The sequence below is a fragment of the Bacteroides sp. AF25-38AC genome, from assembly GCF_003602995.1.
Taxonomy (GTDB): Bacteria; Bacteroidota; Bacteroidia; order Bacteroidales; family Bacteroidaceae; genus Bacteroides; species Bacteroides uniformis.
This window is the reverse complement of record NZ_QTMD01000051.1, coordinates 1-14880: the sequence shown is the minus strand read 5'-3', so window position 1 is coordinate 14880 and position 14880 is coordinate 1. Positions and strand designations below refer to the sequence as shown.

General features: G+C 41.1%; 11 protein-coding genes and 1 pseudogene. 7 read left to right on the top strand and 5 right to left on the bottom strand.

The genetic code is table 11. The annotated features are described in order from the left end of the window. Window positions 1–111 precede the first annotated feature (111 nt). The 4 genes and pseudogenes from DWY55_RS20770 to DWY55_RS22615 all read left to right on the top strand — a co-directional run. The gene (locus DWY55_RS20770; protein ID WP_120178351.1) at window positions 112–3237 is read left to right on the top strand and encodes a SusC/RagA family TonB-linked outer membrane protein; all 3126 of its coding nucleotides are present in this window, start codon (window positions 112–114) and stop codon (window positions 3235–3237) included. Window positions 3238–3249: 12 nt separating this feature from the next. Continuing rightward, on the top strand, window positions 3250–4944 hold the full coding sequence (locus DWY55_RS20765; protein ID WP_120178349.1) for a RagB/SusD family nutrient uptake outer membrane protein: 1695 nt from the start codon (window positions 3250–3252) through the stop codon (window positions 4942–4944). A 119-nt stretch (window positions 4945–5063) separates the two neighbouring features. Beyond that, entirely contained in the window at window positions 5064–6896 is a 1833-nt protein-coding gene (locus DWY55_RS20760) for an FAD-dependent oxidoreductase (protein WP_120178347.1), read from the top strand. Between the two features lie 319 nt (window positions 6897–7215). Beyond that, window positions 7216–7734, top strand: a pseudogene (locus DWY55_RS22615) (transposase); the annotation flags it as partial. 315 nt (window positions 7735–8049) lie between these two features. On the opposite strand, the gene DWY55_RS20750 reads toward DWY55_RS22615, so the two are convergent. From DWY55_RS20750 to DWY55_RS20730, 5 genes are all read right to left on the bottom strand, one after another. Continuing rightward, complete coding sequence (locus DWY55_RS20750) at window positions 8050–8526, bottom strand: hypothetical protein (RefSeq protein ID WP_120178346.1); 477 nt, start codon at window positions 8524–8526, stop codon at window positions 8050–8052. A gap of 117 nt (window positions 8527–8643) precedes the next feature. Then, window positions 8644–9222 (bottom strand): hypothetical protein, encoded by a 579-nt coding sequence (locus DWY55_RS20745; protein ID WP_004295177.1) that lies wholly within the window; start codon window positions 9220–9222, stop codon window positions 8644–8646. 29 nt (window positions 9223–9251) lie between these two features. Continuing rightward, window positions 9252–9968: a hypothetical protein gene (locus tag DWY55_RS20740; RefSeq protein WP_120178344.1), complete on the bottom strand. Its 717-nt coding sequence runs from the start codon at window positions 9966–9968 to the stop codon at window positions 9252–9254. A gap of 5 nt (window positions 9969–9973) precedes the next feature. Further along, the gene (locus DWY55_RS20735; protein WP_120178342.1) at window positions 9974–10408 is read right to left on the bottom strand and encodes a hypothetical protein; all 435 of its coding nucleotides are present in this window, start codon (window positions 10406–10408) and stop codon (window positions 9974–9976) included. Next, window positions 10405–10746, bottom strand: a complete 342-nt coding sequence (locus tag DWY55_RS20730; protein ID WP_120178341.1) for a hypothetical protein — start codon at window positions 10744–10746, stop codon at window positions 10405–10407. Before DWY55_RS20730 ends, DWY55_RS20735 begins: the two co-directional genes overlap by 4 nt. Window positions 10747–11208: 462 nt before the next feature. On the opposite strand from DWY55_RS20730, the gene DWY55_RS20725 reads away from it, so the two are divergent. From DWY55_RS20725 to DWY55_RS20715, 3 genes are all read left to right on the top strand, one after another. Continuing rightward, window positions 11209–12432, top strand: coding sequence for an AAA family ATPase (locus tag DWY55_RS20725; RefSeq protein WP_229077993.1), 1224 nt, complete (start codon window positions 11209–11211; stop codon window positions 12430–12432). A gap of 690 nt (window positions 12433–13122) precedes the next feature. After that, complete coding sequence (locus DWY55_RS20720) at window positions 13123–14367, top strand: BT4734/BF3469 family protein (protein WP_243633686.1); 1245 nt, start codon at window positions 13123–13125, stop codon at window positions 14365–14367. 99 nt (window positions 14368–14466) lie between these two features. Next, window positions 14467–14751, top strand: coding sequence for a hypothetical protein (locus DWY55_RS20715; RefSeq protein WP_243633685.1), 285 nt, complete (start codon window positions 14467–14469; stop codon window positions 14749–14751). Window positions 14752–14880: the final 129 nt, after the last annotated feature.

Sequence of the window (14880 nt, the reverse complement as noted above, 5' to 3'; positions counted from 1 at the left end):
TGACTATATTTCAATAATTTCAAAGAACTATTTATCCACTTTTACGGGACAGTAGTGAATAACAATTAAAAATTAGAACATGTGTCACAAATTGTAAAAAAATGAACGCTTATGAAAAATGCATCGACAAAAGTAAAAATTGCTTTATTACTTCTCATGGGTAGTTTACTACAAATGAATGTGGAAGCAGCAAACAAACTTTCATCTTTTATGTATGATGGAACAGCTCCTATTCAGCAACAATTAAGAATAGTTTCAGGTAAAGTGGTTAACAATTTGCAAGAACCTATTATTGGCGCAACAATTAAAATAAAAGGAATAGATGGTAGTGGTACGATTACTGATGCTGATGGTAATTTTACTTTAGAAATTTTGCCCAATGCTGTATTGGTTGTCTCTTACATCGGATATGAGACACAAGAATTTGTTACAGGAAATCGAAAAACATTCAATGTAATATTGGATGAAGATGTTGAAATTTTGGATGAGGTAGTAGTCGTTGGATATGGCGTAGCTAAAAAGAAAGATTTATCAGGAGCCATTTCTACTGTTTCTGGAGATAAACTCGCTGAGCGGAAAAATATGTCACTATCAACCTCTATGCAAGGAGTTATGCCAGGTCTGATGGTTACTCGTTCGAATGGTTCACCAGGCAGCGAGGCTACACTCAAGGTCAGAGGAATTACCACTATAGGTGATAGTTCGCCACTTATAATTGTTGATGGGGTAATTGTTGATAATATCGATTTTGTAAATGCAAATGATGTGGAGAATATTACCGTTTTAAAAGATGCTGCATCAGCCTCTATCTATGGTTCACGGGCTGCTGCTGGTGTCATTTTGGTTACTACCAAAAGGGCTAAAGAAAAACAATTTACTATTGGATACACAGTTGAATATGGTTTTGAAAAGTTAGCCACCAGACCTAAATACGTAAATGCGACCCGTTTTATGGAAATGGAAAATGAGTTAAGATGGAATGATGCAGGTAATGGATCTAATAAATACCCTACGTATGATAAAGATTTAATTTCTAATTATTATACATTACATGCTGAAAATCCCAATAAATATCCAATTACAGATTGGTATGATTTAGTACTTGACAATACCGCTCCGCGGCAAAGCCATTTAATCAATCTTTCAGGAGGTACACAGAAGATTAAGTCAAAAGTAAGTATTGGTTACGATCAAGTAAATGGTCTTTATGCGCACAAAAGTTCAAACCGCTATACTGTTCGTATTAATAATGATTTTAGTATTAATAAATATATTTCGGCGATAGCAAATATTAGTGCAAGACGTAGTACAAATAACGATGCTATAGAAAATCCATTTCAAGGCGGAATAAATAATTCGCCAGCTATTTTTGCAGGTTTGTGGAGTGACGGAAGATATGGCGCTGGGCGTGAAGGCGCTAATATTCACGCTATTGTTAATGAAGGTGGTTTTAGTAAAACTATTCACAACCATATTAGTGCCAAATTGGGTGTTGACATTAAACCGCTAAGCGGTCTTACACTATCAGCATCATTCTCGCCTACTTTTAATTTTTATAAGGGAAAAACTTTTAAGAAAGCAATACCATATTACGATGCAGATGACCCGAGTAAACTTGTCGGATATATGTCTGGATATGATGCAAAAGCTACTTCCTTAAACGAAATAAGAAACGATTCTTATAAATTGTTGGCACAGTTTGTAGGAAATTATATTAAATCATTTGGTGACCACAATATTAATGTGATGGTGGGATACGAAGGTTATAAATCATTTAATGAAAGCCTTTCGGCTGGTAGATCTCAATATATTCTTGATTCGTTCCCATATCTGGATCTTGGCCCGCTGGATTATAGAACTAATTCGGGAACAGCTAACGAATATGCTTATCGTTCGTGGTTTGGAAGAGTTATGTATAATTATATGAATAGATATTTATTGCAAGCTAACGTTCGTATAGATGGTTCTTCAAGGTTTCACAAAGATCATCGCTGGGGGACATTCCCTTCATTTTCGGGCGGATGGGTTATCAGCGAAGAGCCGTTTTATAAGAAGACTGCTTTCTTGTCCTATCTTAAACTCAGAGTATCATGGGGGACACTTGGAAACGAAAGAATCGGAGATTATCCATATCAATCGACTATACGATTCACTAATATACCATTTATCAGTGGTGGAAAAGTCGTTTCTCAACAGGCTGCTACGCCTAGTAAATTTCCGATAAAGGACATTTCGTGGGAAACTACTGAGTCATGGAATATTGGTATTGATGCATATTTGTTTGATAATAGACTTCGAGTTGGCTTTGACTATTTTTACAAAACGACCAAAGATATGCTACTTGCACTTGAAATACCTGATTACGTAGGATATGAAAAAAATCCAGATAAAAATACTGGAAAGATGCACACGAATGGCTTTGAGTTGGAGGTAGGATGGAATGACAAAATCGGCGATTGGCGCTATTCTATCTCTGCAAATCTATCTGATTTTAAATCCAAAATGGGGGATTTGGGTGGAACCGAGTTCCTAGGTGATCAAGTGAAGAAAAAAGGTAGCGAATTTAATGAATGGTATGGATATGTTGCAGAGGGTATATATCAAACGCAGGAAGAAGTTGATAACTCTCCCGTATTAAATGCTACAGTAAAACCCGGAGATATTAAATACCGAGACATAAGTGGTCCTGATGGGATACCTGATGGGAAAATTTCTCCTGAATACGATCGCGTATTGCTGGGCGGATCATTACCCCGATTTATGTACGGCTCTAACTTCTATGTAAGTTATAAAGATTTTGACCTTTCAGTAACGCTGCAAGGTGTTGGAAAAATAAATTCAAGAAAGACGGCAGATATGGTCCGTCCTTTACGTGATAACTGGGCTAATATTCCAAGTTTGTTGGATGGGAAATATTGGAGTCATTATAATTCTGATGCTCAAAATATGGTTGCGGAATATCCACGGCTCACTAATACTAATGCTGCCAACAACTATGCAATGTCTAGTTTCTGGTTGTTTAATGGAGCATATTTGCGTATGAAGAATATTACATTAGGGTATACTGTCCCTAAAACGTTTACCAATAAAATCGGAATAAGTGGATTGAGGTTTTATGCAGCGGTAAATGATTTATTTTCAATTAGTAATTTCCCTAACGGATGGGATCCTGAAATGACAAACTTTGCATATCCAATAACCACCTCTTTCATTTTTGGTGCATCCATTAACTTTTAAACAAACAATACAATGAAAAAAGTAAAAGAATTGATAGTGATACTATGTACGGGTATGTTGCTTATCTCGTGTTTTGATTTGGACTTAAATCCATTGTCGGAGGGCTCAAGTGATAATTGGTATTCTACAGAAACAGAATTGACTATGTCTGTTAGATTTATGTATGCTAGTAAATATTGGGGACTTGACTCTGATTCGTTCACAGATGATTGGACAAGTAGAGCAGATCTTTCAGGAGTTACTAATGGAACGTTGAACGGGCAATCCGGTACTGTAAGTGATATGTGGGGATATTCGTATGAAGCTATAGCTAGAGCAAATAATTTATTAGAAAATCTTGAAAAAGCAAGAAAGTTGGGCATTAACGAAAATTTCCTAAAACAAATTGAAGCTGAATCCTACTTTGTAAGGGCTGCTCAATATGCTAGGTTGGTTTCTAAATTTGGTGATGTCGTCTTTCCGAATGGCTCTATTACTAATTTGGATGATGCCTTTAAAATAGGTAGAACAAATAAGGAAACGGTAATGAAAGCTGTTTATGAAGATTTTGATAAAGCTGCTCAAAATCTTCCAACTACAATCTCTGGTGAGTTACGTGCTACAAAAGGCATGGCTTATGCTTATAAAGCCAGAGCTGCACTATATAATGGGGACTATGAAATAGCTGCTGAGGCTGCCAAAAAATGCATAGATCTTGGCGTTTACAAATTGCATGGTAATTTCGAGGAATTATTTTTGAGTAAAACAAAAACATCCCCCGAGTTTATTTTTACGATTCCTCGCTCTATAGAGTTAGGCTTTAAATATGGAACTAGGGGCTATGTCTCTCGTATTCCCGGTGGTTTCGCGCAACATAATCCTTCATGGGATTTGTTTTGTGCTTTTTTATGTGTTGATGGAAAGCCCATTGATGAATCAGACCTTTATGATCCACGCGAACCATTTAAGAATAGGGATCCACGATGTTCAGCTACTATTGTAGAATTCGGTACTCGTTTTTTAGGCTATGAGTATAATCCGCATCCCGATGCATTGACGGTGTTGGACTATAATACAGGGAAACAAGTGAAGAATCAAGACACAAGATCGGTGGGGCAATATGCGTCATACAATGGCTTGCTCTGGAAAAAATTTGTAGATGATACTTGGATACAAAATTCTTTCAGCACTGATAAGAATGATATCCTGATGCGATATGCAGATGTGCTGTTAATGTATGCTGAAGCAAAGATAGAAATGAATAGTATTGACCAAAGTGTACTCGATGCCATCAACGAAGTAAGAGCAAGGGCTTATGGAGTGAAACTTTCTGAGACCAATGCTTATCCTGCTGTGAGTACTACTAATCAAGCTGAATTACGCAGAACGGTAAGAATAGAACGGCGAATGGAATTGGCCTACGAAGGTATTCGTTATATGGATATTATTCGTTGGCGGTTGGCTGAGAAAGTGTTGAATACGGGAATCTATGGTATGCTGGATCCTGCAGAACTAAAGAACAAAGTCGTGGATGCAGGATTGTGGTTTTTCCCTGGAATTCCCGATATTGATGAAGATGGTGTACCTGATTTCAGTAAAATGCATCAAGATGGACTTATTAAATTGTTAGTACAGAGGAAGTTTGATGCAAAAAGACAATATCTGTGGCCTATACCTACGAAAGAAGTACTCATTAATGAGAACTTAGGGCAGAATCCAAATTATTAATGGATGGACTAGCAGGCACTTAATTTGATTAAAATTAGCATTGCGGAGGAGGTGAAGTGACTTTCATTTGTTTATTTATGCCTCCTCCTCTTTGCTTAGAATACTAATTTTACTTGTTTATGTCGCATATACTAAAAGCATTGGGCGTTATTTCCCTTTTATTATTTACGGATAAAATATATGCTCAGTCATTACTTGTAGAAACGGAGTTATTTGAGCAGAAGGGAGGGTGGGTTGTTGATACACAATTTTTCGATCAGATGGGATCATCTTATCTACTGGCACATGGAATGGGTAAAAATGTTGATGACGCATATACAACCGTCACATTTCCTGAAACAGGAGAATACTATTTGTGGGTGCGTACTAAAGATTGGGCTCCTTTTCCGAAAGGACCTGGCAAATTTCAACTTTCAATTGGACAAATCCTACTTGATTCTGTTTTTGGTGCTAGTGGACAACCAGGATGGAAATGGTATTCGGGAGGAAAAATTAATATCGTTAATAAAGAAACTGAAATTCGCTTAAAGGATTTAACGGGATTTGAAGGGCGTTGCGATGCATTATTTTTCTCAAAAAAAAACGTAAAGTTGCCAGATAATCTTATTGCTGAAAAAGCGTTTCGTAAACTATTTATGCCGCAAGTACTTGTCGATGAAGGTGAGTACGATTTGGTGGTTGTAGGGGGAGGAGTAGCAGGCATTGCTGCTGCAGTACAAGCTGCTCGATTGAATCTCAAGGTTGCGCTCATTAACAATCGACGAATGTTAGGTGGTAACAGCAGTTCGGAAATTGGCGTGCCGATGGATGGAGACCTTTATCATAACAAATATCCGAAACTGGGACGTATTGTGCGTGAGATGGATAATTATTTTACTTTTTTTGATCCATCGAAATTTGGTAAATATCAAGATAAAGATAATCAAATTGTTTTCAGAGGAGAAAAAATTGGCCAATATGCTGATTCCATTAAGAAATACCTTGTTGCAAACGAACCTAATATAAGTTTGTTTGAAGGTATGCATGTTAACGAAGTTATAATGAATGAAAAACGTGTATGCAAGGTGATTGCAGTGGATTTAGGATCGTTGAAAAGGCATTCTTTCAGTGGTGAAATTTTCGCTGATTGTACAGGTGATGCGACTTTGGGACTACTTGCTGGCGCTGATCATGCTTATGGACGGGAAAGTAAACATGAGACAGGAGAAGATATGGCTCCTGATATAGCTGACAACCTAGTGATGGGTAGTACGAATCAATGGCATTCGCGAAAGACGAATGAAAAGAGTGACTTCCCTATTGAAGAATGGATGTTGCAATTCAATGCAGATTATAACTTTGAAATATATCATTCATATTTCAATTGGGAAACAGGTTTTGGAAATATGCATACTGTAGACCAAGCTGAAGAAATCAGAGACCATAATCTGCGTGCTATTTATGGAAACTGGGCATATATCAAGACACATAAGCCCGAAAAGTTCGCTTATTATACACTTGGTGATATATCCTATGTAACTGGTAAACGTGAATCTTACCGTCTTATTGGCGACATCTTTCTGAAACAGCAGGATATTGATAGAAAAATTGTGTATCCTGATGCCATAGTAACGACAACTTGGGGAATTGATTTGCATTATCCAGATAAGAAAAATAGTAGTTATTTCCCTAAAGAAGAGTTTATTGGCTATGCAGTACATGCTAATCGTAATAAAAACATTTATACCTTTCCATATCGATGCTTATATTCAAGAAATGTTGAAAATCTTTTTATGGCAGGGAGAAACATTAGTGTCAGTCACATTGCGCTCGGAACTGTAAGAGTACAGCGATGCACTGGCATGATGGGTGAAGTTGTCGGTTTAGCATCTTACCTTTGTAAAAAGTATAGTTGTGTGCCTAGAGATGTTTATAACTTTTATCTTGAAGAACTGCTCCGTTTAGTAAAATAGCCTCCATGCTTAATTTGAAATAATAAACGTTACAATAAAAAAGAGAAGTTTTTTTGGGGGAAATCCAATTTGCTATTGAAGGGGGCTTGATCAGTACCGTTCGTCGGAACGGGCGGTACAGCCTTTTGGTGCTGGCTGTTCATCGATCGATAAGTTTTTAAGGGATATCCAATAAATAGGGACATTCAGTAAATATTATAAATTTAGTCAACTGGCTTATGTTCAAGGTATTGCGAATTGATTGGCTTTTGCGTATCTTTGGATATTTCCACGAAAATAAGGTTTGACGGCCAAAACGGGGGAATCCACATACTAAGACATGGCTGAGATACGAAATATTTCAGAAATCCACCTTACTTTGGGCTTTACGGAATTCGCTATTCTGAGAAAATACTGCAAGAGTTTCAATGAGAGTGAGCTCGGCAGGCTCCATTCCGTGTTTCCGTTTGAGCGCATAGCGGAAGAGTATGGTACCGGTTAGGGCGCAAGAGCAGTTTTCCTCCTTCGGCAAAGATTGCCCTTATGGTACTGAAAGCCTACACCGGATTCTCCGACCGGCTGCTGGTGGAATATCTCAACGGCAACATCCACTATCAGATGTTTTGTGGAATTATGATAGACCCGGACTGTCCCGTAACCAACTACAAGATTGGCAGTGCCATCTGCAATGAACTCTCGTCCTTTCTTGACATCGATTCTCTTCAGAAAGTTCTGGTCTCCTATGGAAAGCCCTACCTTGAGAACCTGCACCTGTGCATGACCGACGCCACCTGCTATGAAAGCCGTATATGCTTCCTTAATAGACTCAAAACTTCTTTATGAGAGTCTGGTATATGTAGAGAATAGCTTTTGGACAATTGAAGTTTGTGACAATTTATCATTATGATACGCAACTTTATATTGTTTTCTCGATATACATTGGGATAATAGTAAGTTTCTGAGAACAACCAGATCTGATGAACTGTTTTTTGACATCGTCATATTTAGGAAGACAAAAAACTGGTATATTCTATATTTAACAAGGTCACTTAATAAAGCAGGCCTTTCTGATTGAGATGAGAAAAATAAAGGATTTCTCTTTGTCATACTACATAGAGAAATCCTAATGATTGATTTAGGCTTATCGAATTTTTATTTATTTATTTATTTAGCTTTATTGGACTTGTATCCTCAATGCTATGCACCTAGGACTTATCTCCAGCCAAGCATCTTTAATCTTGCTTGCCCCTATAGCATAAGCACTTTTTTGGTATGCATCCAGAAAATCGGTCTGCTTTATCCGGTAGGGATAGCCGAAACCGGGAACAGGAAGTGTAGGAAAAGGTCGGGGCATCTCAAAACCGCCATATTCGTGGGCAGTCATCATGAAAGCATCGGCATCCATTATATCCTTCACCGGGTCTGCATCATAGGTATTGTAGTCAAATCCACGGTGGAAGAACATGGCGGTCATATTTCCGATTGTGCACAGCTCGAACCTTACCCTACCCTTACCGATTGCACTGTCCAGATACTCCTGCACCGATGCCTCGACCTCATCCTTATCCATCACTTGCAGGTCATACACCTTTCCTGCTATAAATATTTTCTTACCCAATCGTTGAGTAGTATTTACACTTTTCTTTTTCATAATTTTCTGTTATTTAATGAATTAATAAATTTATATTATCCAGCGGGAACACACCATTCCGTCATATAACCATTATATTTGTCATTTCCGGAATGTATCGTTTCCCTACGCCGTATTTCAGTTGATCCAATCCACTACAGTATCTCCCTTATAACCTTTTTCCCAAACAAACCAGGCATAGGCGATAGCATTCCCGTTTGCCTGGGCTGCTGTAAAATCTCCACCTTTGGCTACAACGGCACGGGAAGAAAAGACGTGGATTTTCAATGGGGGATTGGTCTGAAAGAACGGTTTGCGTCTTTTTCCCTCCAAGAATGTCAGCTTCAGGAACATGGCTATCTTTGTTCCTTCTCCCGATATATCCAGGGCTTTCTCTATAAATTCCAGGGCTATCTTATAAGGAGGGTTGGTAATGACAGCTCCATAAGGGTTTCCAGTGGCTTTCAGGAAATCAACGCCACCGGTACCATAACCCCGGTTTATCAGGTCAGTGGAATAAACCTCCTTGCCTAATTCTATCATCCTTTTAGACAGGTGCCCCATTCCACAGGCAGGTTCCCATATAGTATCAGGAAACTTCTCCACCTCGAATAATCTGTCTATGGCTTCAGGGAATGTAGCATAAAAATCATGTTCCTCCCTTGTTGTATCAGAGTGGTTGGACGCTCCGATTGTGGTATATATTGTGCTCTTCATAGTTACCCATTGTGTTTGTCGTTATTGCCTTACGCTGCCATAATCTTACCTCCCCATTGGTCAGCCATCGCATCCGCTATCCCGGGGAAGGTCTTGCTCCTCAGTCTTCTCCTCTCTTCTGCCGACACGCCCGAGAAGAATATGTCGGAGGTCCATTTCTGCATCCGGTTGCCGTTCCTGAATGTCAGCACCTCACCTTTCCCAACCACATTTGTCGGTACCAGGAGAGGCAAGCTTTTCAACCATAGACAGGTCTTCTTGCTAGCTTCATGACCAAACATCCAAGGTTCTATTATCTGGTCGGGCTTTCTCCATCGGCTACTCATGATACCTACCGGATTCTCGATGGCCAGTTTACTCACTCCAACCCTTGAAACATCCATAAAAAACTGGACTGCCTCTTCTCGGTCTTTGGCTCTGTCGGGGAACTTCGGATGTGGTCTTCTCTGTTCTATCGGAAGGCTTTTATCGTCGGGGTGATAATACCATCTTGCACCCGAGACAGCAAGAAAAGTACAGGGAGGATGGGCTATGACCAGATCCCAGTTACCATCAAGAAAGTGTTTGGTTCCATTCTCCAAAGTTCCACCACGATTGGCGATTACATCAAACATATTCCCCTTGAAATGATACTCGGGATGACCACCGCTGCAATCCTGAAGGTCACAACTGAAAGCGCTATGACCCAGTTTTCTGAAAGCCAGACATACGGCCTGACTCTCTTCACATGCTACCAAGACATTCATAAGGATTAAAAGATTATCTGCATTAAAATCCGGTCCGAATAAGTTCTCAGGCCGATATGCTCCACCTTCTGTCCCATCTCCATAAACAACAGAGACTTGTAGAACCTGATGAAGGCAGTTATATCCGTGTAGAAGTTTTTCCCTGCAAAATTCAATGGATAAATCATTGGATACCCTCCGACTGTCTGAAGCTGGAAAGCTCCGATTCCCACTCCCGTAATGAGTGACATGTCAGCATCATAGACTATTAATTTATTAGGGTCGCAACGAAAATCCCTGACAAAGAACATCCTGATCTCTTTCTCGCTTATTTCCTTGACTCTGAATTGTGCCATTCCGGAAGTGTATTCGTCCAATGATTCCTGTACCTGTGATTCGATTTCCTCAATACTCATATCGGTGTTCAGAATCTCACCGTTTGCAATAAAATAGTTTTTCATAATGATTTAGATTTAGTTTTTTGTGATGTGATTGTTAATGTGATATCCCACTCTTTCATCAAATAGGATTGTAAACCTCTGTATGAATCAATACGTCTCCTTTTTACCCTCGGCATGATTGATAAAGCCTCCTGCAAGGTCAGATTGATGCAGAGACCGGTTTTAAAAGCGTCTCCATATTTCTGTCGGAGCGCTTCTATGTCTCTTTGGTATTTTTCAGGAACAGGTTCGGATGATACCGCTTTTTCGGTGACATCAGGTGCGGTAAAAGTATCCTGACGATTGGGCATAGGCTCCCGCTCAAGTCCCAATAGCTGATTTATGAACTCTTTAAACATAGGGTTTATGCTATTTTATTATTCAGTTATTAGGTTCTGGCAGGCTGTGAATGGTGTTTTAGCGATTTGGAAGAGAAAAAAAAATAAGAAGAGCGCCGTCCATTTCCCCGGTAATTCCCTTTGCCTTTTCCCGGCTATGGCAATTTATATTCAGGTATTTTTTCGGCGCCCTTCATTGTGAGTATTTGTTTCTTCGGTAATAAGGCTTTGGGAGGATGCTGGACGTTGGGCAATTATACCTTATATATATAATAGCACTCCAAACATGAAAAACGCGCGTCATTTCCTGCCATGCCCTAATTAGTGTATAGGTTATTTTTCAGTTTTCAGTCATGGAGGGATGGCGGGGCAGTGGCCGGTTCTGTCATCCTTTCTTCATTGGTATCAGAATGGCGGGCTGAAAGCTGGAGATTCTTATACGTGTGAATGTTAAATCAATGTACAACTAAAAACTCTAATAAAATGATGACTGAAAAATTAGAACCAGATGAAAAAATTATCGCTTCCCTTAACGCCAGCCTTGAGAAATGCTGGAATGATGCGGAAAGTCCGTTGCCGTACATACCTCTTGTCGTGCCACCCATAGAAGTGCCGGAATTCAACCTTTTCGGCAGCGGGAAGGAATGGCATGCGGAGAGGGAGGATGGATACACGGCACCTGCAACACCCAAGGATACACAGCCGGCAGAGGAGGCGGATGAACTTGACTTTATAATGGGAAAATCCCTGAACAGTATGATGATGGAAGAAAAACGTAAACCCGTGCCGGAGATATTATGGGGAGGTGACGGGAATGGCAACGCCCTATGGTTCGAGAACGAGTTCGCCATCCTTTTCGGGCGGACAAATACGGGCAAGAGCCTTTATGCGGTCCAGATAGCGGAGCATATAAGCGGGCGACTGGGGAGAACCGTATTGTATCTCGACCTTGAACTCTCCATGAAGCAGTTCCAGGAGAGATATACCTCAAGGGACGGTGAACTGCATATTTGGCCCGATAATCTCCACCGCCCGGATTTAAGCATGGTCGGAGACGGCCTCTATGATTCGGGCAGGTTCCTGCCGTTGATAAGGAAGATGATGGCAAAGGTGAACGCGAGGGTGTTGATTCTTGACAACCTCACCTTTCTTGTCAACAACGGGGGGATGAAGGCCGAGGATGTGAAACCGATCTGCCAGGAGTTCTGTAACTGGGCGAAGGAGGGCTACTCTATCCTTGTAGTCAACCATACCCCGAAGATCCAGCCGTTCACACCCCTTGACATCAACCACTGCCTGGGCTCAAGCATGCTCACCAACTTCGTTCAGTCGGTCTTCGCCATAGGTACTGACAGCAGCAATCCCTCGACGGGCAGATACGTGAAGCAGCTCAAGAGCAGGAACGGCAGGATAGTATGGGAGGGGAACCATGTGATACCTTATGTGATTGACAAGACGCTCGACCCCACCATGCTCCGTTTCATACAGTCAGCACAGCTTCACCAGACCGGAATGGACACCCAAATTCCTATCCAGACAGCCAGGGAGTGTGACCTTTTGAAGGATGCAGACAATATGCAGCTCGAACAGATCAGGAAATTGCACGGGCAGGGTATGTCGAACAGAAAGATAGCCGGGGAACTGAACCTCTCACCCACCACTGTAGGGAAAAGGCTGAAGGAGATGGATATTGAGGATGGGGAGTAGTGGAAGTGAAGGGATTGGCTTTTGAGGGCCAACCCTTCACCCATGAAATCCCTGAAAGAACTCTGCCTTTACTCTTCTCTGTCGGGGCATTGTACTATAAGCCTGAGGCTGGTTGAATGATTTTTGTCTTACCCTAGGCCTGATTGAATACGGGTGTCCATCACTGATTACCACTGTCCAATATAAAAATAAATGGACACCAATGATTTAGCCGGTCATCCATAATATCCATCAATGTCCACTACTGTCCACGGTGTCCATTACCGTCCACTATAAAAATAAATGGACACCACTATCCATTTTTTCTTCTTTTGGGTTATTCCTTTATCCAATTCATATGGTATCCTATGTATAATGACTAATAATGGAATATTACAAGGAAATAACCCAAAGAAAGAGAGAGAGAAATGAGTTTTTTCTTTCTTTTGGGTCATTCTTTTGTCAGATTCATATGGTATCCAATATTATAATACCTGACAGAACAGAATATAAGGATGAATGACCCAAGAAAAAAAAGATACAAGTGTCCATCTTTTATATTGTGGACAGTGGTGATCAGTGATGGACACCGTGGACAGTTGTTGGACACTTTAAATATCTAACATATAAACCGATAATCTGACATAGTGGGGTGTTCGCTCTCCAAACAGCGAACGCCTCCACACATCAACAACTTAAAAACGAGCAGCAATGAACGATATAGATTTTTATACAAGCAAGAGCAATACACTTCCGGCAAAAAGGATGAGTGTGGATTATGCCCTCCGTCTGATTAAGGAAGGGAAATACAGGGAATATGCGGACAAGGTCAGGAACGCCAGGACCGGGGAGGAAATGGACCGGGCTAAATTCGACGCTCCCGGATTTTCATTCTCAGGCATATTCGAGAGACGCGGGAAAGAGAGACTGATAAGGCATAGCGGTATCATGGCCATCGACATAGACCATCTGGACGGGGACGTGTTTTCAGAGAAGGAACGGCTGATGAAGAACCCTTATGTATACTCGGTCTTCCTCTCAATATCCGGAAAAGGCCTCAAGGTGCTGGTCAAGGTTCCGGAAAGTCTTGATGCGGAAAGCCATAAACTATACTACAGGGCCATAGCGGAGGATTTTGGCGTGGATGAGGATAGAAGAGCTCAGGATGTGGCAAGATATACGAACGTCACCTATGATCCTGACCTCCATCTCAACCCCGGAGCACTTGTATGGGATAAACCGGTTGAGATAAAAGAGGAGATGACCATAAATCCGGATACAGCCAACTGTACAGCCCCGGTTACGGATATGGACGAGAGGCTCAGGATCATACTCTCATGGACGGAAGGGGGATTCAGGAGAGGCAACCGTAACGGGTATGTCTATGATACGGCCTGCAATCTCTGTGAATACGGTATCGGGAGAGACGAGGCACTTGACATCCTTCTCCCTTACGCCTCCTCCGACTTTACGCCCGGAGAGATCAGGTATACGGTCGGCAATGCATACAGGAATAAAAGGTTCGGGAGTAAGACGCTGAGAAAGGAAGGGGCGGATGAAAGGTTGAGGGCGTTATTCTCCAAGGTAAAAAATATCCCTTCGTTTTATCATCTTCCAGACCCGACAATGGAATACCGCCCGGACATGAGGATGGTGTTAGTGGATGATGATGGCGTGGCTGAAGGGATGACGGGGCTTTTTCCCGGTTTTCAATGGTTCTCAACGGGCGGAAAGGTATTGTCGGAGGAATTGATGGCAGGTATTCCAAGGCATCTACGCATCCTGGTCTGTCCACGTCTTAACAATCAATGGTCTTATGAGTGGAAGGCAGAGATAGAGATGCTGCAATGGAAAGGTTATGGTCTGTATGTCTGGGAATGGTGGAAGGAATTCGAACCTGGGATAGATGATTATACGAAAGGCTGCTCCGCGTATGATGTGATATGCGGAAGATAGGCAGGATAATGGAAGGGATGAGTCGGTTGAAAGGCTTGTCTCTTCTTATTTTTTCGGCGCACATAATGAACCTAAATATCATCCAATCCATACTTAATTATGAACAGGGTCATAGGCAAGGCTTCCGTTTCTCATAATGACTGGGAAAAGAGGCTGGAGGGCATGAAGATCAGGAGCAACCTTAAGGATGAGATCAGACTGTTGGCCAGGTATGACAAGGATATGCAGAATGCCATTGTCATGGAACAGGAATATACCAAGGAAGCCACATTCTATTATCTGGAAGAGATACTGGGCATAAAAAGATGTGCGAGGGAAAGGATAAGGTATAAGAGCCTGATCAACACTCTAAGTAGGATGAAGATAACACTGCTAATCAGATAGGACCTTGTCCACTGTCTGGAGAAAGGGGCTATGGTAAGATATTACTACCCACTATTTTTTGCAAAGTCTAAGAGCCTGTTTAAATTTTCAAGTTTGATATTGAAAGAGTGTTTCTTCTTTCCTCGAAAA